Annotated in this window: 18 protein-coding genes and 1 tRNA gene; 8 read left to right on the forward strand and 11 right to left on the reverse strand. The window is 62.8% G+C overall.

Annotation, left to right across the window (positions count from 1 at the left end):
* Window positions 1–101: 101 nt before the first annotated feature.
* The 3 genes from rplI to rpsF are packed head-to-tail and all read right to left on the reverse strand — an operon-like array spanning window position 102 to window position 1,355.
* On the reverse strand, window positions 102–752 hold the full coding sequence (gene rplI / locus V5F89_RS10745) for a 50S ribosomal protein L9 (RefSeq protein ID WP_338445644.1): 651 nt from the start codon (window positions 750–752) through the stop codon (window positions 102–104).
* Between the two features lie 13 nt (window positions 753–765).
* Window positions 766–990 (reverse strand): 30S ribosomal protein S18, encoded by a 225-nt coding sequence (gene rpsR / locus V5F89_RS10750; protein WP_047805858.1) that lies wholly within the window; start codon window positions 988–990, stop codon window positions 766–768.
* The gene (rpsF, locus tag V5F89_RS10755; RefSeq protein WP_338445645.1) at window positions 990–1,355 is read right to left on the reverse strand and encodes a 30S ribosomal protein S6; all 366 of its coding nucleotides are present in this window, start codon (window positions 1,353–1,355) and stop codon (window positions 990–992) included. Before rpsF ends, rpsR begins: the two co-directional genes overlap by 1 nt.
* Before the next feature lie 218 nt (window positions 1,356–1,573).
* Between rpsF and V5F89_RS10760 the strand changes: the two genes are divergently transcribed.
* On the forward strand, window positions 1,574–2,518 hold the full coding sequence (locus tag V5F89_RS10760; RefSeq protein ID WP_338445646.1) for a DUF808 domain-containing protein: 945 nt from the start codon (window positions 1,574–1,576) through the stop codon (window positions 2,516–2,518).
* A 136-nt stretch (window positions 2,519–2,654) separates the two neighbouring features.
* Here the strand turns inward: V5F89_RS10760 and V5F89_RS10765 are convergent, their stop codons facing one another.
* Complete coding sequence (locus V5F89_RS10765) at window positions 2,655–4,082, reverse strand: glutamate ligase domain-containing protein (RefSeq protein ID WP_338445647.1); 1,428 nt, start codon at window positions 4,080–4,082, stop codon at window positions 2,655–2,657.
* 190 nt (window positions 4,083–4,272) lie between these two features.
* Between V5F89_RS10765 and secG the strand changes: the two genes are divergently transcribed.
* Both secG and V5F89_RS10775 read left to right on the forward strand, forming a co-directional pair.
* Complete coding sequence (gene secG / locus V5F89_RS10770) at window positions 4,273–4,650, forward strand: preprotein translocase subunit SecG (RefSeq protein ID WP_338445648.1); 378 nt, start codon at window positions 4,273–4,275, stop codon at window positions 4,648–4,650.
* A 92-nt stretch (window positions 4,651–4,742) separates the two neighbouring features.
* Window positions 4,743–6,377, forward strand: a complete 1,635-nt coding sequence (locus V5F89_RS10775) for a CTP synthase (protein ID WP_338445649.1) — start codon at window positions 4,743–4,745, stop codon at window positions 6,375–6,377.
* A 473-nt stretch (window positions 6,378–6,850) separates the two neighbouring features.
* Here V5F89_RS10775 and V5F89_RS10780 read toward each other — a convergent pair whose 3' ends face one another.
* On the reverse strand, window positions 6,851–7,348 hold the full coding sequence (locus V5F89_RS10780; protein ID WP_338445650.1) for an Hsp20 family protein: 498 nt from the start codon (window positions 7,346–7,348) through the stop codon (window positions 6,851–6,853).
* A gap of 168 nt (window positions 7,349–7,516) precedes the next feature.
* On the opposite strand from V5F89_RS10780, the gene grxC reads away from it, so the two are divergent.
* The 4 genes from grxC to V5F89_RS10800 all read left to right on the forward strand — a co-directional run bounded on the left by grxC (window position 7,517) and on the right by V5F89_RS10800 (window position 9,194).
* Complete coding sequence (gene grxC / locus V5F89_RS10785; protein ID WP_338445651.1) at window positions 7,517–7,780, forward strand: glutaredoxin 3; 264 nt, start codon at window positions 7,517–7,519, stop codon at window positions 7,778–7,780.
* Complete coding sequence (locus V5F89_RS10790; protein WP_338445652.1) at window positions 7,777–8,607, forward strand: carbon-nitrogen hydrolase family protein; 831 nt, start codon at window positions 7,777–7,779, stop codon at window positions 8,605–8,607. The genes grxC and V5F89_RS10790 overlap by 4 nt, the downstream gene beginning before the upstream one ends.
* Before the next feature lie 9 nt (window positions 8,608–8,616).
* Window positions 8,617–9,078: a DUF1178 family protein gene (locus tag V5F89_RS10795; protein WP_338445653.1), complete on the forward strand. Its 462-nt coding sequence runs from the start codon at window positions 8,617–8,619 to the stop codon at window positions 9,076–9,078.
* Between the two features lie 39 nt (window positions 9,079–9,117).
* A tRNA-Arg gene (locus V5F89_RS10800) sits at window positions 9,118–9,194 on the forward strand.
* A 287-nt stretch (window positions 9,195–9,481) separates the two neighbouring features.
* Here V5F89_RS10800 and V5F89_RS10805 read toward each other — a convergent pair.
* The gene (locus V5F89_RS10805) at window positions 9,482–10,285 is read right to left on the reverse strand and encodes a recombinase zinc beta ribbon domain-containing protein (RefSeq protein ID WP_338447563.1); all 804 of its coding nucleotides are present in this window, start codon (window positions 10,283–10,285) and stop codon (window positions 9,482–9,484) included.
* Here V5F89_RS10805 and V5F89_RS10810 point away from each other — a divergent pair.
* A protein-coding gene (locus V5F89_RS10810; protein ID WP_425334350.1) for an IS3 family transposase occupies window positions 10,181–11,313 on the forward strand; the annotation gives its coding sequence in 2 pieces (ribosomal slippage) (window positions 10,181–10,436 and window positions 10,436–11,313; 1,134 coding nt in all). The genes V5F89_RS10805 and V5F89_RS10810 overlap by 105 nt on opposite strands.
* Before the next feature lie 347 nt (window positions 11,314–11,660).
* Here V5F89_RS10810 and V5F89_RS10815 read toward each other — a convergent pair.
* Genes V5F89_RS10815 through V5F89_RS10830 form a run of 5 tightly spaced genes read right to left on the reverse strand, consistent with a single transcriptional unit; the run spans window position 11,661 to window position 14,792 of the window.
* Window positions 11,661–12,131, reverse strand: coding sequence for a hypothetical protein (locus tag V5F89_RS10815; protein ID WP_338445655.1), 471 nt, complete (start codon window positions 12,129–12,131; stop codon window positions 11,661–11,663).
* Window positions 12,128–12,529, reverse strand: coding sequence for a Mov34/MPN/PAD-1 family protein (locus V5F89_RS13910; protein ID WP_425334351.1), 402 nt, complete (start codon window positions 12,527–12,529; stop codon window positions 12,128–12,130). The genes V5F89_RS10815 and V5F89_RS13910 overlap by 4 nt, the downstream gene beginning before the upstream one ends.
* 27 nt (window positions 12,530–12,556) lie before the next feature.
* Window positions 12,557–12,901, reverse strand: coding sequence for a hypothetical protein (locus V5F89_RS10820; RefSeq protein WP_338445656.1), 345 nt, complete (start codon window positions 12,899–12,901; stop codon window positions 12,557–12,559).
* On the reverse strand, window positions 12,901–14,262 hold the full coding sequence (locus V5F89_RS10825) for an RHS repeat-associated core domain-containing protein (protein WP_338445657.1): 1,362 nt from the start codon (window positions 14,260–14,262) through the stop codon (window positions 12,901–12,903). The genes V5F89_RS10820 and V5F89_RS10825 overlap by 1 nt, the downstream gene beginning before the upstream one ends.
* 35 nt (window positions 14,263–14,297) lie before the next feature.
* Window positions 14,298–14,792, reverse strand: coding sequence for a hypothetical protein (locus tag V5F89_RS10830; protein WP_338445658.1), 495 nt, complete (start codon window positions 14,790–14,792; stop codon window positions 14,298–14,300).

Here is a 14,792-nt window from a genome sequence, read left to right on the forward strand (position 1 = left end):
AAGTCCGGCGTGCCGTGTGGACAACGAAAAAGGGCGCGACCTCCAGACGAGGCCGCGCCCTTCGCGTGTTTCTTCCGGCTCGCGCCGGCCGTGCTCCGGGATCAGCTTTCGCGGCTATCTTCCCCGGCATCGGCATCGGCCGCGTCGCCTTCGGCGTCCGACTGTTCGAGCATGTCGGCCGGGATTTCGCCCGGTTCGAGCGTCGGATCGACGGCATTGGCCTGGGCCATTTCCTCGATTTCCTTCTGCTCGTCTTCGAACATCTGCGCGAGCACGTCGATGCCCTGGCTCTGCAGTTCGGCCTCGTCTTCCGAGCGGGCGACATTGGCCTTCACGGTGACGTTGACTTCGGGGTGCAGCGCGATCGTGACGTCGTGCATGCCGATGGTCTTGATCGGATGCCCCATGACGACCTGGCGCTTGTCGATCTCGTGCCCCTTGTCGGCGAGGCCCGCGACGATGTCGCGCACATTGACCGAGCCATAGAGCTGGCCGGCATTGGACGAGGCGCGGATCAGGACGATCTCGACGCCGTCGATCGTTTCGCCCTGCTTTTCGGCTTCGCCGCGACGTTCCGCGTTTTCCTTTTCCAGGCGTTCGCGGTTGGCTTCGAAGACCTTGCGGTTCGCCTCGTTGGCGCGCAGCGCCTTCTTCTGCGGCAGCAGGAAGTTGCGGGCGTAGCCGTCCTTGACCGAGACCACATCGCCGATGTTGCCCAGGTTGCCGATGCGTTCGAGGAGGATAATGTCCATGTCTATTCTCCTCTCACTTCACGACGTAGGGCAGCAGGCCGATGTGACGCGCGCGCTTGATCGCCTTGGCGAGTTCGCGCTGCTTCTTGGCACTGACGGCGGTGATACGGCTGGGGACGATCTTGCCCCGTTCGGACATGAAACCCTGGAGCAGGCGCACGTCCTTGTAATCGATGGTCGGCGCGTTCTTGCCCGCGAAAGGGCAGGACTTGCGGCGGCGGAAAAACGGACGGGCCATCAGTCGCGCTCCTCGCGGTCGGCGCGACGCTTGCGGTCGCGGTCGCTCTTGCGCATCATCACGCTGGGGCCGCTTTCGTGCTCGTCGACGCGCACGGTCATGTAGCGGATGATGTCTTCGTTGATACGGGTCTGGCGCTCCAGCTCCTCGACAACGGAGCCGGGGCCCTCGATGTTGAGCAGGACGAAATGCGCCTTGCGGTTGCGGTCGATCTTGTACGCGAGGCTCTTGAGGCCCCAGGTCTCGGTCTTGGTGACCTTGCCGTCGTTCTTCTCGACGATTTCGGTGGCGGTTGCCGCCAGCGCGTCGACCTGGCTCTGGCTCAGGTCCTGCCGCGCGAGAAAGACATGCTCGTAGAGAGCCATGCTTCGCTTCCTTCACTCTGCAATGCCGATCGCTGGCTGATCCGCGGGATTGCGGGGCCCCTCCGGCTTTCTTCGTTTCCCTGCCCGGGCGGATTCGTCCGGGGCGGGGAAGGCGGGCACATAGCGCCGTGGGCGGGGAATGCAAGGCAAAGGTTGGGCTTGTGCGACATGCGCGCCCGCGGCAGTGCGGCACAAAGGCTTGCAAAGCAGGAGGTTCGATGCCCGGCGGTCTTGTCGCTCTGCTCGACGATGTTTCGGTAATCGCCCGCACCGCGGCGGCCTCGATCGACGACGTGAGCGTCGCGGCGAGCCGTGCGGGGACCAAGGCGGCGGGCGTGGTGATCGACGATGCCGCGGTCACCCCGTCCTACGTCACCGGCCTTTCCCCGGCGCGCGAATTGCCGATCATCTGGAAGATCACCAAGGGCAGCCTGAAGAACAAGCTGCTGATTCTCCTGCCCGGCGCCTTGCTGCTCAGCGAGTTCCTGCCCGCCGCGATCATCTTCGTCCTGATGCTCGGCGGCGCCTACCTCAGTTACGAAGGGGCGGAGAAAGTCCTGGAGAAGCTGGGCGGCAAGAAGCACGGCGAGACGCTGGCCGATCCGATCGCGGACCCGGCCGCGTTCGAGAAGAAGCGCGTTTCGGGCGCGATCCGCACCGACCTGATCCTCTCGGCCGAAATCATGGCGATCACGCTCAACGAAGTGGCGGTGGAAACTTTCTTCACCCGGGCCGCCGTGCTCGCGCTGGTCGGGGTGGCGATCACCATGGTGGTCTATGGCGCGGTGGCGCTGATCGTGAAGATGGACGACGTCGGCCTGCACATGGCGGGACGGGAATCCTCGTTCTCGCGCCGGATCGGGCGGTTCCTGCTGGCGGCCATGCCCAGGCTGCTGACGGCGCTGTCGGTGATCGGCACGATCGCGATGCTCTGGGTCGGCGGCGGGATCATCCTCCACGGACTGCACGAGGTGGGCCTGCATGGCCCGTCAGACTGGGCGCACGGCGTGCAGCAGGCGGTCGAGCAGGCAACCGGCGACCTGTCGGGCATTCTGGGCTGGGCGACCTATGCCGCGCTGTCGGCGCTGTTCGGGCTGGCGCTGGGCGCCGCGATCGCCTTCGTGCTGCACAAGGTGTTGCGAGTGGGGGCCGGGGGGCATTGAAACCGTCGCGATTTCCGGCGCGGGCTGGACCTTTCAGAAACCATAATGGTGTTTTTTGCTTGACATCGTGACGCTATTTGGTTAGAAAACCGGAACATCGCGATAGTGCGATTCGGGACGGTCCCGTTCCGCCGCTCTACCCCAGCCTTTCCAGCAGATCGCGCGCGAACCCGCTCAGCGTGTCGTCGCGTGCGCCCATGATCACCACCCGGTCGCCGGGGCGGGCGATGCAGGCGATGCGATCGCCGCAGGCCTTGCGGGTGGGGATATATTCGGCCTGGCCGCCGGCGTCCTCTATCAGGCGCACGATCCGCTCGCTGCCCTCGCTGCGATCGACCGTCCCGCCGAAATAGACCGGATCGCACAGGATCGTGCGATCGTCCGGGCCAAGCTCGCGCGCGAAAGTTTCCGCCAGTTCCGCCCCCATCTGGCGCAGGGGGCCGTAGCCGTGGGGCTGGAAGAAGGCGATCACCCGCCCTTCGTGCGCCTTCAGCGTGCGCAGGGTGGCAGCGCACTTTTCGGGATTGTGCCCGAAGTCGTCGATCACCGTGATGCCCGCGGCGGAGATGCCGACCAGGTCGAACCGGCGGGCAAGGCCGCGGAAGTCGGCCAGGGCGGCGACCGCCGCACTCACCGGCACGCCTGCCGCCGCTGCGGCGGCGATGGCCGCCAGCGCGTTCGACAGGTTGTGCCGCCCCGGCATATGGAGGGTTAGTGCATGTTCGCTGCCATCGTGCCGGTCGATCACCAGCGCCGCCTGGCGGATCGGCCCTTCGGCGACCGAACCGGACACGACCCCGATCTGCGCCTTTTCCTGCGCGATCCCGAAGGTGATGACCTCGTTCGCGCGCGGCAGCAGGGCCAGCGCCTCGGCATTGTCGGCATTGATCACCGCGATCCGGCTGCGGGCGAGGAAATCGCCGAACAGCTGGCGCAGCTCGTCCATCCCCTTGTGATCGAGGCTGACGTTGAGGAGCACGCCGATGGCGGGGCGGTAAAGCGCGATCGAGCCGTCGCTCTCGTCCACCTCGCTGACATAGATGCTTTGCCCGCCGACCAGCGCGCTGGCGTTGGGCCGCTCGGCGGAGACGAAATTCTTCATCACTGCGCCGTTCATCACCGTCGGGTTGCGGCCTGCGGCGTGCATGATCCAGCCGAGCATCCCGGTGACGGTCGACTTGCCGCTGGTGCCCGCCACGGCGAGACCGGCGCCGGCGGTGTTGAACAGGATCGAATTGAGCTGCGCGCGGCTCATCCGCAGGCATCCCAGTTCGGCCGCCCGGACGATTTCGGGCACGGTGTCCTCTACCGCGGCCGAGGCGACCAGGATCTGGCGGTCGGACACGATCCCGCTGCCGTCCTGCGGGTGAAGCGCGAAACCCTGGGCTTCGAGCGCGGCGAACTTGCCGGGCGTGCGCCCCTGGTCGCGGCTGCGATCGCTTCCCGCGACGTCCGCCCCGCGCCCTTTCACGATCTGGGCGAGCGGCAACATGCCCGATCCGCCGATGCCGCAGAAATAGAACGGCCGGGCGAAAAGTTCTTCGGTGGTGGGGATTTCCTGCATCGGGCGGGTTGGTATTCAGTTGTGCGAACCGATACAAGCGCGCTTGCCCCTGCGACCGCCGGCGCCGCCGGGACGGCCGCTGCCGGCGGGCCGGGCCAATCCCCGGCTTGCCCCCGCGCGCCACAGTCCCTAGATGCCCCGCCAGAATGTGCCGCGCGCTGAACGCCGGCAAACGGATCGAGATTGATAGATGTCCCTGTTCATTTTCCTTTTCGTGCTTCAGGCGATGGTCGCCGCGGGTCTGGTCGGCGTCGTGCTGATGCAGCGTTCCGAAGGCGGCGGCCTCGGCATCGGCGGCAGCCCGACCGGGCTGATGAGCGCGCGCGGGGCGGCCGATTTCCTGTCGCGGGCGACCAAGTGGCTGGCGATCGTCTTCGTCGCTCTGTCGATAGCGCTGGCCGCGATCGCTGCCGAATCGGGCGGACAGGACAGCATCACGTCCACGCTCGACCGTTCGGTTCCGGCCGATCCGCTGGGCCAGGCGGCTGGCGAAACGCCGGCCCCTGCCGCACCCGCCGCGCCGCCTGCCGAAACGAGCGACGACCCGCTGGCCGGCGCGACCGAATAACCCTTCCGATTGCGGTAAATGTGGATTGCGGGCGCCGGCCCGCCGCATTCCGCTTGCCTCGACTCCACTCGCACGCTTAAGGCCCGACTCCCATGGCGCGGTACATATTCATCACCGGCGGCGTGGTTTCTTCGCTCGGCAAGGGTCTGATGGCGGCGAGCCTCGGCGCACTGCTGCAGGCGCGCGGCTACAAGGTCCGCATCCGCAAGTTCGATCCCTATCTCAACGTCGATCCGGGGACAATGAGCCCCTATCAGCACGGCGAAGTCTATGTGACCGACGACGGGGCCGAAACCGATCTCGATCTGGGGCATTACGAACGGTTCACCGGCGTTTCGGCGCGGCAGAGCGACAACGTCACGTCCGGCCGAATCTACCAGCAGATCATCGCGCGCGAGCGGCGCGGCGATTATCTGGGCGCGACGGTGCAGGTGATCCCGCACGTGACCGACGCGATCAAGGAATTCGCGCTCGCCGATCAGGACGATCACGATTTCATTCTGTGCGAGATCGGCGGAACGGTGGGCGACATCGAATCGCTGCCGTTCATGGAAGCGATCCGCCAGCTCAGGAACGAGCTGGAGCCCGACCAGACGCTCAGCGTCCATGTCACGCTGGTGCCCTATATCGCCGCAGCGGGCGAGCTGAAGACCAAGCCGACGCAGCATTCGGTGCGCGAGCTGGCGAGCCTGGGCATCAAGCCCGACGTGCTGCTGTGCCGCTGCGAGCATCCGTTGCCCGACAGCGAGCGGCGCAAGATCGCGCAGTTCTGCAACGTGCGGCAGGAAGCGGTGATCCCGGCGCTCGACGCATCGTCGATCTACGCCGTGCCGCTACAGTATCATGGCGAAGGGCTCGACAGCGAGGTCCTGCGCGGCTTCGGCATAACCGACGCGCCGGAGCCCGATCTTGCCGCCTGGCACGATATCGTCGACCGGTACGAAAACCCCGAAGGCGAGGTGACGATCGGGGTCGTCGGCAAGTATGTCGGCCTGCCCGATGCGTACAAGTCGCTCAACGAAGCGCTTGTCCATGGCGGCCTGGCCAACCGGGTGAAAGTCAATATCCGCTGGATCGACGCCGAGATCTTCGAGGAAGACGATGCCGAGATCGCTGCCCGGCTGGAACCGCTGCACGGCATCCTTGTGCCCGGCGGTTTCGGAGAGCGCGGATCGGAAGGCAAGATCGCCAGCGTCCGTTTCGCCCGCGAGCGCAAGGTGCCCTTCTTCGGTATCTGCCTGGGGATGCAGATGGCCTGTATCGAGGGCGCCCGCAGCGCCGGCCACCATTCCGCCTCCTCGACCGAATTCGGCGAGACCGACGAGCCGGTTGTGGGCATCATCACCGAATGGATGAGCGAAGAAGGGCTCCAGAAGCGCGAAGCCGACGGCGATCTGGGCGGTACTATGCGGCTTGGCGCCTATGATGCCAGGCTGGCGGACAACAGCCGCGTGTCGCAGATCTACGGCGGTGCAACGCAGATTTCCGAACGCCACCGCCATCGCTACGAGGTGAATTCAGCCTATCGCGAGCCGCTGGAGCAGGGCGGGCTGATCTTTTCCGGCATGTCGCCCGATGGCCTCTTGCCCGAAATCGTCGAGCGCCCCGACCATCCCTGGTTCGTTGGCGTCCAATTCCATCCGGAGCTGAAATCGAAACCGTTCGACCCCCATCCGTTGTTCGCCGGATTCGTCGCGGCGGCGCTGGATCAGTCGCGCCTCGTGTGATCGGCCGCTGCGGCGCGTTTCGTGCTTGTCATCGGTAGATTGCGCAGCAAGCGTTCCCGGCGCGTCGCGCAATTTCCCGTGCCGTTCTGGCACATCGGGCGAAGCATCCTTGCGCCGCGACTTTACATTTGTTGATTTTGGCGCATGATACGCTGCGACATTCGCGATTTTTCGCGGCTCGAGTCGTGCACATGAACGGTCAGGCAACTCGGCTTGACTCGGGAGTGATCGTCTTCTGCGACCCGGACGATCACACCTCGGGACAAGGCGGCGTACGCGCCGCGGGGGCGGGCTTTCGGGTTCGCCCCCAATTGCACGAGGCCGGGCCGATCACATGAAATCGGGGAGGCGTCGTCCTTGCCGCCTTGCTTGAAACCGGATCGGGAACCCGCCCCCGCTTCGAAAATCGAAAAACGGGGGGCGAGGTCCCCTCGCTGGGCCGTCCCGCCGATATTACCGCGGGACGCAGCGGATCAGGCCGCGTCGGCCTTCTTCTCCGCCTCGGCGCCATCGTCCGCATCGTCGTCGCGCACGACCTCGAGCGTCTTCTGGCCGTTTATGGCGATTTTCTTCGGCCGCATGGCGTCGGGCACTTCGCGCACGAGGTCGATCGCAAGCAGGCCGTCTTCGAGGCGCGCGTTCTCCACACGGACGAAATCGGCCAGTTCGAAACGTCGTTCGAACCCGCGATTGGCGATGCCCACGTGCAGCATCTCGCCGTCGTCATCGCCGTCCTCACGCTTCTTGCCCTGCACCACGAGCAGGTTCTGCTGCGCCGTGATGTCGAGGTCGCCCGGCCTGAAACCGGCGACGGCAAGCGTGATGCGATAATTGTCTTCGCCGCGGCGTTCGATGTTGAACGGCGGATAGTTGTCGCCCGAATTCGTGCGGGCCTGTCTTTCGAGCAGGTCGAACAGACGGTCGAACCCGACGGTCGAGCGGCGATAGGGAGTAAAATCGAAACGGTTCATCGAAACAAATCCTCCTTGGAGCAATTTGACATAAAGCAGGGCCCGCAAGCGGCGCCCGGCAATATTTCGGAGAACGCGTCCATTGCGGCACGCGCCTCCATTCGTCAGATAGGATGCGCTGCGATCGGTTCAAGTGTCCCATGCAGCAGAAAAAATAGAGGTTATTCAATGGCAAAGCCCCAAGTCGATATCTATACCAAGTTCGGGTGCGGTTATTGCTATCGCGCGAAACGCCTGCTCGACGGGAAAGGTGTCGACTATGCCGAGCACGATATCACGATGGGCGGTCCGAAACGCGAGGAAATGATCGCGCGCGCGCCCGGCGCCCGGACGGTGCCGCAGATCTTCATCGGCACGACCCACGTCGGCGGGTCGGACGAACTTCACGCGCTCGAACGCGAGGGCAAGCTGGACGCCCTGCTCGCCGGATGACGCGGATCGCCGTTCTTCAGATGACATCGGGCATCGTGCCGGCAGACAATGCCGCCGCGATGGCGGACGCTGCACGGGAAGCGAAGGGCGAAGGGGCGGAAATGCTCTTCACACCCGAGATGTCGGGCCTGCTCGACCGCGATCGCGGCCGGGCGGCGCAGAACATTGCGCGGGAGGAGGATGACCGCGTGCTCGCTGCGATGCGCGAGGCGGCGGCGGAGCAGGGCCTGTGGATCGCTCTTGGATCGCTCGCCGTCGCGCTGGACGAGGGCGGCGACGACGGGGCCCGATGGGCCAACCGGAGCTTTCTGATCGGGCCGGACGGGGCCGTCGCGGCGCGCTACGACAAGATGCATATGTTCGACGTCGACCTCGCCAGTGGCGAAAGCTGGCGCGAATCGAACGCCTATCGACCCGGAAACGCGGTCGTGACCGCCGCGACGCCAGCGGGCCGGCTGGGCCTTGCCATCTGTTACGACTTGCGTTTCCCCGCGCTGTTCGAAGCGCTGGGCAGGGCGGCGTGCGACGTTATCGCCATACCCGCGGCCTTCACTGTCCCGACCGGCCGGGCGCACTGGCATGTCCTTCAGCGCGCCCGCGCGATCGAGGCGAGCGCCTTCGTCGTTGCCGCGGCGCAGGTGGGGCAGCACGCCGACGGGCGGCGCACTTACGGGCACAGTCTGGTCGTCGACCCCTGGGGCGAAGTCCTGCTCGACATGGGTGGCGAGCAGGCGGGGGTGGGTTTCGCGGACATCGATCGCCAGCGGATCGCCGACGTCCGGCGCCAGGTGCCGAGCCTTGCCAATCGCCGCAAAATGCCTGACTAGCGCGCCGCCATGATCGTATTCGACCTTTCCTGCGCCGAAGGCCATCGTTTCGAAGGCTGGTTCGGCTCGTCTGGCGAGTTCGCCGAACAGCAGGCGCGCGGCCTGGTGGTTTGCCCGCAATGCGGATCGGCCGATGTCGCGAAAGCGCCGATGGCGCCAGCCGTTCCCGTGAAAGGGAACCGGCGTGCGGCGGAGCCCGGGCCGAAGCGCCAGGTCGCCGGGGGCAAGATTCCCGCCGAAGTCCGCAAGGCGATGGAGGCGCTGGCCCGGGCGCAGGCCAAGGCGCTCGAAAACAGCAAATGGGTCGGCGACGGCTTCGCCGAAGAATCGCGCGCCATGCACTATGGGGAGAAGGATCTGGAAGCGATCCACGGCAAGGCCACGCTCAAGGAAGCGCAGGAACTGCTCGACGAAGGGATTTCGGTCGCCCCCCTGCCGTTTCCGGTGACGGAGCCGGACGAACTCAACTGATTGCCAGCGCCGGCCGGGTCCCCTAAACGCCTGCCGCGTGCGCCCGTAGCTCAGTCGGATAGAGCATCGGATTCCTAATCCGGGGGCCACAGGTTCGAATCCTGTCGGGCGCACCATTCTCGAACAAGCGAGAAGCTGCGGGCGTGGTTTTGGCCACGCCCCCTGCGGCACTCCGGGCCAGCACGGCTTTCGAGCCGCCGATGCGGGTTTCTCTGTCTTCGACTCGGACTTCGCTGAGTAGTAGGCGGACATATGCTTGACGCAGATCGGGCGGGCCATGATGCAGCTTCTCGCGCAGAAGCAGAGCTAACTTCTCGATTTTGTCCGTCGTGACCACTGGCTCCGCCATGGCGAGGCGGCGCGTCAGGTCTGAAATCTGCTCGGCTAGCTCGTCCCGCCGGAATCACAGATTGATCAGACGCTCGCGCATCAACGCGTCTCCAGCATCCATCAACCCTTTCTCGACTAGCTCCAGCAGCCGGGTGATGCCTGCTTCGGCTTCCTTGTGGTCCTGTCGCATCTGCCGCAGTCGTTCGCGATTGCGATCCTCGCGTTCGAGCGCGGTACGCAGGTAGTCGCTGAGCAGGCCAACGAGATGATCGGGTTGCAATATCTGCTTCGTCACCTCGCCGATCACGATGCCATCGAGCTTGTCCATCGGCATGCGCAGACCCTTGCAGCCGAAGGGACCTTCCTTGAGGCGGGTGGAGCAGCAGTAGTAGCGATACTGCCCGCCCTTTCCGGTGTTCTCAATCAGAGCCGCTCCGCAATTGCCGCAGCGCGCTACACCCGCCAGCAGTGTCGGCGAGTAGACGATACGCGGCGCGACCCGCTTTGGCGACCTGCTCTGGAGCAGCGCCTGCACGGCGTTGAAAGTCTTTTCTTCGATGATGGCAAGAACCTCGAAGGGCACCCATTCGAAGGGCGGACGAGGCCAACCGTTGCGGCTGTCAGTGCGGTTAAAATGATGCAGACCGTGATAGGTAGTGGAGGTCAGAATATCGTGAACGCCGCCCGTGGTTGCTCTGCCACCTGAAAACTGGACCGCTTGGAAGTAGAGTTTTCTGCCGTATGTTCCTTCGGCTGGGCGAGGAGTTGTGGCATGAAGGCATCGAAGTTCACGGACGCGCAGAAGGCATTCGTGGTCAAGCAGGGTGAGGAGGGCACGCCGGTTGCGGAGATCTGCCGCAAGGCGGGGATCAGCCAGGCGACGTACTTCAACTGGAAGAAGAAGCACGCCGGGTTGCTGCCATCGGAGATGCGCCGGCTGCGGGAGCTCGAGGATGAGAACGGACGGCTGAAGAAGATCGTGGCGGATCTGACGCTGGATCGTGAGATGCTGCAGGATGTCATCAAACGAAAGCTCTGAGGCCGGATCGGAAGCGCGAGATCATCGACGAGGTTCGGCAGGACTGGCAGGTGACGATCCGCAGGGCATGTGCCGCACTGCACTTCGATCGTTCGACCTATCACTACCGGTCCCGCCGCACCGATCCGGCCTTTTTGAAGAAGCGTATCAAGGAGATCTGCGAGACGCATGTCCGCTACGGCTATCGACGCGTGTACTACATTCTTCGCCGCGACGGTTGGGTTGTGAACATGAAGAAGGTCTATCGCCTTTACAGGGAGTTAGATCTCCAGCTCAGGAACAAGACGCCCAAGCGTCGGGTCAAAGCGAAGCTGCGGGAGGATCGCACGATGGCGATCCGGCCGAACGATGTGTGGGCGATGGACTTTGTTCATGACCAGCTGGCGACTGGCCGCAAGCTGCGTATCCTGACGGTGGTCGATACGTTCTCGCGTCTGTCACCGGTGATCGACCCACGGTTCAGTTACCGGGGCGAAGATGTGGTTGCGACGCTGGAAAGGGCTTGCCGGAAGATCGGCTATCCAAAGACGATACGGGTGGACAATGGCAGCGAGTTCATCTCGCGCGACATGGATCTGTGGGCTTACCAGCGCGGTGTGATCCTGGACTTCTCCCGCCCAGGTAAGCCCACAGATAACGCGTTCATCGAAGCGTTCAACAGCAAGCTACGGAGCGAATGCCTGAACGCGCACTGGTTCCTGTCGCTGCAAGATGCTTGCGAAAAGCTGGAGGCATGGCGTAGACACTACAACGAAGAGCGACCGCACAGCGCGATCGGGAATATCCCCCCGATCTTGCTGGCAAACTCAGCCGGTGCAACCAGCCCACCGGACCCGAGAAAGGCGGAAAACTCCAGGCCCGAGTGATCCAAGGTTGGGTAGCAGTGCAACAACCGCCCGGCTCTAATCCCAGCTGGAGGAAAGCTGGGGGTCACGTCAACCTTGCTACACTTCCCCTGCAGCACCCGCTGCGTACGGTGTGCTCGCAGATTACCCACCTGCGAGTGGCGAGACCGGGCCTGCACCTGACCATGACTGGAGACCATGAACCGCGATGCCGATGGGAGCGAGGCGGCACCGGAACGGTGCCGGATCGAGCCGCTGGGGGTGCCGTCAGAACCGCCGCTAATGATGTGCCGGGGAGGGATATTCGGCGCGGTCAGTGCCAGCGCTTCTATCTTGCTGTGGCCCCAAATCCAAAGGAGCGGCATGTTTCAATCGGCTTGTGGAACATCGCGGATTTCCCCTTCGATAGAGAAGTTTCCTTTAACGACCACACCGCCGCGCAGGTCTGGCACCCTGCCGTAGATTCCCGGCGTTTCGGATTTGCTACCCTCAAACGACACGCGAAGTATCTTTTCGCGCGGCGAATCAAGCAACGCGCTAACTTCGTCCGGCGGAGTATCTAAAAAATCCAGCGAGTAGGCACTTTCGATTGACCCACGCTCAAGGTCTTCTTTATTTAGAAAAAGCAAAGAAGTATCGAAATCGACCAACCAATACCCATTCATCTGCTCAGTTTTGAACTGAGCCACGCATTCCGGAGTTCCATAAAACACCGTCTTGCCGGCAGATTCTACCGTGCAGTCTTTGCCTTGACCTTTTTCCGAATTTTCCGTGCAACCAGCGAAGAATAGCACCTCGAGCAAAAGGGTGTATGTGACTGAGGCTTTCGTTGTGCTCATTTGCAGACGCGCTCCGTGCCGACAACTACGTTGCCAAGCTCCCGTCCGTTATCGCCACCGATAAACGAGAGATATCCTCGACGCTCTGCCGTGATGCCATCCATGGACGAGGGGTATAACCGATTACCTGGATGCGTATGAAAACCTCCGACAAGGCGGTCACCATACTGCTGGGCGGCTCTGTTATATACGATCTGGTCAAGTCTGCCCGTGTTGGCCGAGTTGCCCGCATAAATATCTGTTGCCCCAAACCCACCGTCTGCCAATCGAACTATGAAAAAGAAATGCTCATTCCCTGTCTGCGCGGTTCGACCAATTGCCAGACGGGCCGCAAGGTGAAAGAGATTGCTGCGCTGAATTTCATCGGAAAGCTGGGCATCAGAGCCACTGAGGGGCACCCACGAGCACGGCGGATCATTTTGCGGCTATCCTTCAGACGGCAACTCCTTAGCTATGTACCAATAAACCACTCCAACAAGAATGGCATTGATTGGTATAAGAAGTACGAACGGAAAACCTGGCACCAGTATTAAAAAGGCAGCCATTACAACCGTCGCAGGCAGCATGAACATCGCGAGAATTCTGATGATGTCCCCTCTTGGTTTTCGCTTCTTATGATCTTGATAAGTGTAGAAGGATAAAGCCAATGCTAGTAAGAGCGAGGCTGTGAGGTCAGTTTCAACTTCGCCCATGCCAACGGCGATGGGTACAACCAGATAGAAAGCGGCCATGCTTATGAGCACTATCGCCGTTACAGCGCGATCACTCATTACGAGCCGCTCCGGCACTGCACAAAGCGATTCCCGATTTTCTGCCCTTCGTACAGGATCCCAGCTGCCGCTGTAACTCCGCCCCCGACCTTGGCGCCGCGCGCGAATGCACTGCCTACAGACGCTATGCCTCCGGCGTTCGCAGTTCCCTTGCCTGCCAAGGAAATGACGCCGCCAATCCCATCCTTTGTTGCAGCAGAGTAACCCAAGGCGGCGACACTGACGGTCCCTCCGACTAGCGCTCCGACAATTCTCGCTTTCGTAGATAGGACAAAAGCTGCTCCGCCAAGCACAGCCAAAGCCGCACCTGTTGGGTCTTCAGCGACTGCATCATAAGCGCAGGAGGAGATTGAGGGCTCCTCCTCCCTTTGCGGCGGCAGACGTCCACCGCCGAAACCATCTTCGGGTGAGGGTGAGGGGGCTGGCCCGCTGGGAGGAATGATGCCTTCACCTCCGTTGTCTTTGCCTCCGCTCCCTCCACCACGGCCAGTGTCAGCGCAGACCACAACATGGTGGTCCCATTGCTTTGTTTCCGAGTTCCAGACCCATTCGACCCCGCTTTTGCAAAGCCCCAGCGGATCGACGAAGTTAGCCGGATCGCTGCCCACATAGTTGTAGAGGTTCATCCCGTCGGCATATCCGATGGGATCGGTCTGGAGGAACCGGCCGAGGGTGGGCGAGTACATACGCGCCTTGTAGTAGTAGAGGCCCGCTTCCTCCAGCCACACCTGCCCGGTGTACTGGAACCGCCCGAGGTTGTCGTCGGCAGGGATGCCATACTCGTCGTAGGCATTGGCCCCGAGCAGCGCTCCGCTCGCATTCGACACCGCGATGATCGAGCCACGCTCGTCGGCGTGGAGGAACCGGCGGTTCGTCGTGCCTGAGCCTTCGTACCACACGATCGGGCTGTCGATCCCGGGGCCGTGGACATAGCGCCGCAGCAGCTGGTTCGAGGTATTGTACTCCCCGATCATCGCGATCCCGTCATAGCCGAACCGCGTGGTCGGGCCACCGCTGGTGAGGTCGTCCACCTGCCACAACCGCCCGAGCGGATCGTAGGCCAAGCTCGCTGCACCCGTGACCCCGGTCAGCAGGTTCTCGCTGGTATAGGCGAACGTATCGGTCCCCGAGTTGGTCAGGTTGCCGCGCGTATCGTAGGACAGCGTAACGCCGCCTGCGCTGGTCAACTGGTTGCGACCGTTGACCGTGTAGATCCGGTCGACATTGTAGAGCCCGTCGAACGCATAGGCATCGTTCGACTGTGTGGCCTGCGTTCCCCATGCAGCTCCTGCTGCGTAGGTTGTGCTCGATAAACTCCATAATTCGCGGGGATGATCCGGTTTCTGAACCCGATCGTTCAAAGGGGAAACGAAGTTGAGCCAGCGACAGATGGGGTCTAATTTTCGCCGCAGGGATTAGCATCAGTTTCAGCGGCAGAGCGGTTCAGTTGTACGCCCTCCATCGTTTCCAAGCCTGTTACAACCGCGCGGTGGAAAGCCGAATCCTTGCCTTCGTTCTTATGATAAAAGAGGCTTACGCGGAGGTCTTCACCAACGCTGCCAAAGTTCGACGCTATGAGCAGAACCTTCCCATCACCATTCTGAATGTCAGCCTGTATCGGCTTGCCTTCAGGAATGACCGCAGGATTTGCGTCAATGGTTTCGAGGTCAGCTTTCGCCTGCCCTCCATATTCGCGAAAGCGATAGCCAAATCGATCCGATATGCCGCGAAGCAAGCCCATCGCTCGATCAGCTTCGCCCGAGCGATCAAAACATACATACAGAGTCTGGTCCGCGCGTTTACTGCCCTCACAAGCTTGTAAAGCAAGAATTCCCATCAGAAGCGCGATGAGAGCGGCAATTCGACGTGCCTCGAGAGGTCGATCGATCAT

It is taken from the genome of Pelagerythrobacter marensis (genome assembly GCF_036700095.1).
Lineage (GTDB): Bacteria > Pseudomonadota > Alphaproteobacteria > Sphingomonadales > Sphingomonadaceae > Pelagerythrobacter > Pelagerythrobacter marensis_A.

What these genes read in the sequence shown, in the direction of transcription:
- rplI (WP_338445644.1), bottom strand. Translation starts at nt 752, where the DNA reads ATGGACATTATCCTCCTCGAACGCATCGGCAACCTGGGCAACATCGGC.
- rpsR (WP_047805858.1), bottom strand. Translation starts at nt 990, where the DNA reads ATGGCCCGTCCGTTTTTCCGCCGCCGCAAGTCCTGCCCTTTCGCGGGC.
- rpsF (WP_338445645.1), bottom strand. Translation starts at nt 1,355, where the DNA reads ATGGCTCTCTACGAGCATGTCTTTCTCGCGCGGCAGGACCTGAGCCAG.
- V5F89_RS10760 (WP_338445646.1), top strand. Translation starts at nt 1,574, where the DNA reads ATGCCCGGCGGTCTTGTCGCTCTGCTCGACGATGTTTCGGTAATCGCC.
- V5F89_RS10765 (WP_338445647.1), bottom strand. Translation starts at nt 4,082, where the DNA reads ATGCAGGAAATCCCCACCACCGAAGAACTTTTCGCCCGGCCGTTCTAT.
- secG (WP_338445648.1), top strand. Translation starts at nt 4,273, where the DNA reads ATGTCCCTGTTCATTTTCCTTTTCGTGCTTCAGGCGATGGTCGCCGCG.
- V5F89_RS10775 (WP_338445649.1), top strand. Translation starts at nt 4,743, where the DNA reads ATGGCGCGGTACATATTCATCACCGGCGGCGTGGTTTCTTCGCTCGGC.
- V5F89_RS10780 (WP_338445650.1), bottom strand. Translation starts at nt 7,348, where the DNA reads ATGAACCGTTTCGATTTTACTCCCTATCGCCGCTCGACCGTCGGGTTC.
- grxC (WP_338445651.1), top strand. Translation starts at nt 7,517, where the DNA reads ATGGCAAAGCCCCAAGTCGATATCTATACCAAGTTCGGGTGCGGTTAT.
- V5F89_RS10790 (WP_338445652.1), top strand. Translation starts at nt 7,777, where the DNA reads ATGACGCGGATCGCCGTTCTTCAGATGACATCGGGCATCGTGCCGGCA.
- V5F89_RS10795 (WP_338445653.1), top strand. Translation starts at nt 8,617, where the DNA reads ATGATCGTATTCGACCTTTCCTGCGCCGAAGGCCATCGTTTCGAAGGC.
- V5F89_RS10815 (WP_338445655.1), bottom strand. Translation starts at nt 12,131, where the DNA reads ATGAGCACAACGAAAGCCTCAGTCACATACACCCTTTTGCTCGAGGTG.
- V5F89_RS10820 (WP_338445656.1), bottom strand. Translation starts at nt 12,901, where the DNA reads ATGAGTGATCGCGCTGTAACGGCGATAGTGCTCATAAGCATGGCCGCT.
- V5F89_RS10830 (WP_338445658.1), bottom strand. Translation starts at nt 14,792, where the DNA reads ATGATCGATCGACCTCTCGAGGCACGTCGAATTGCCGCTCTCATCGCG.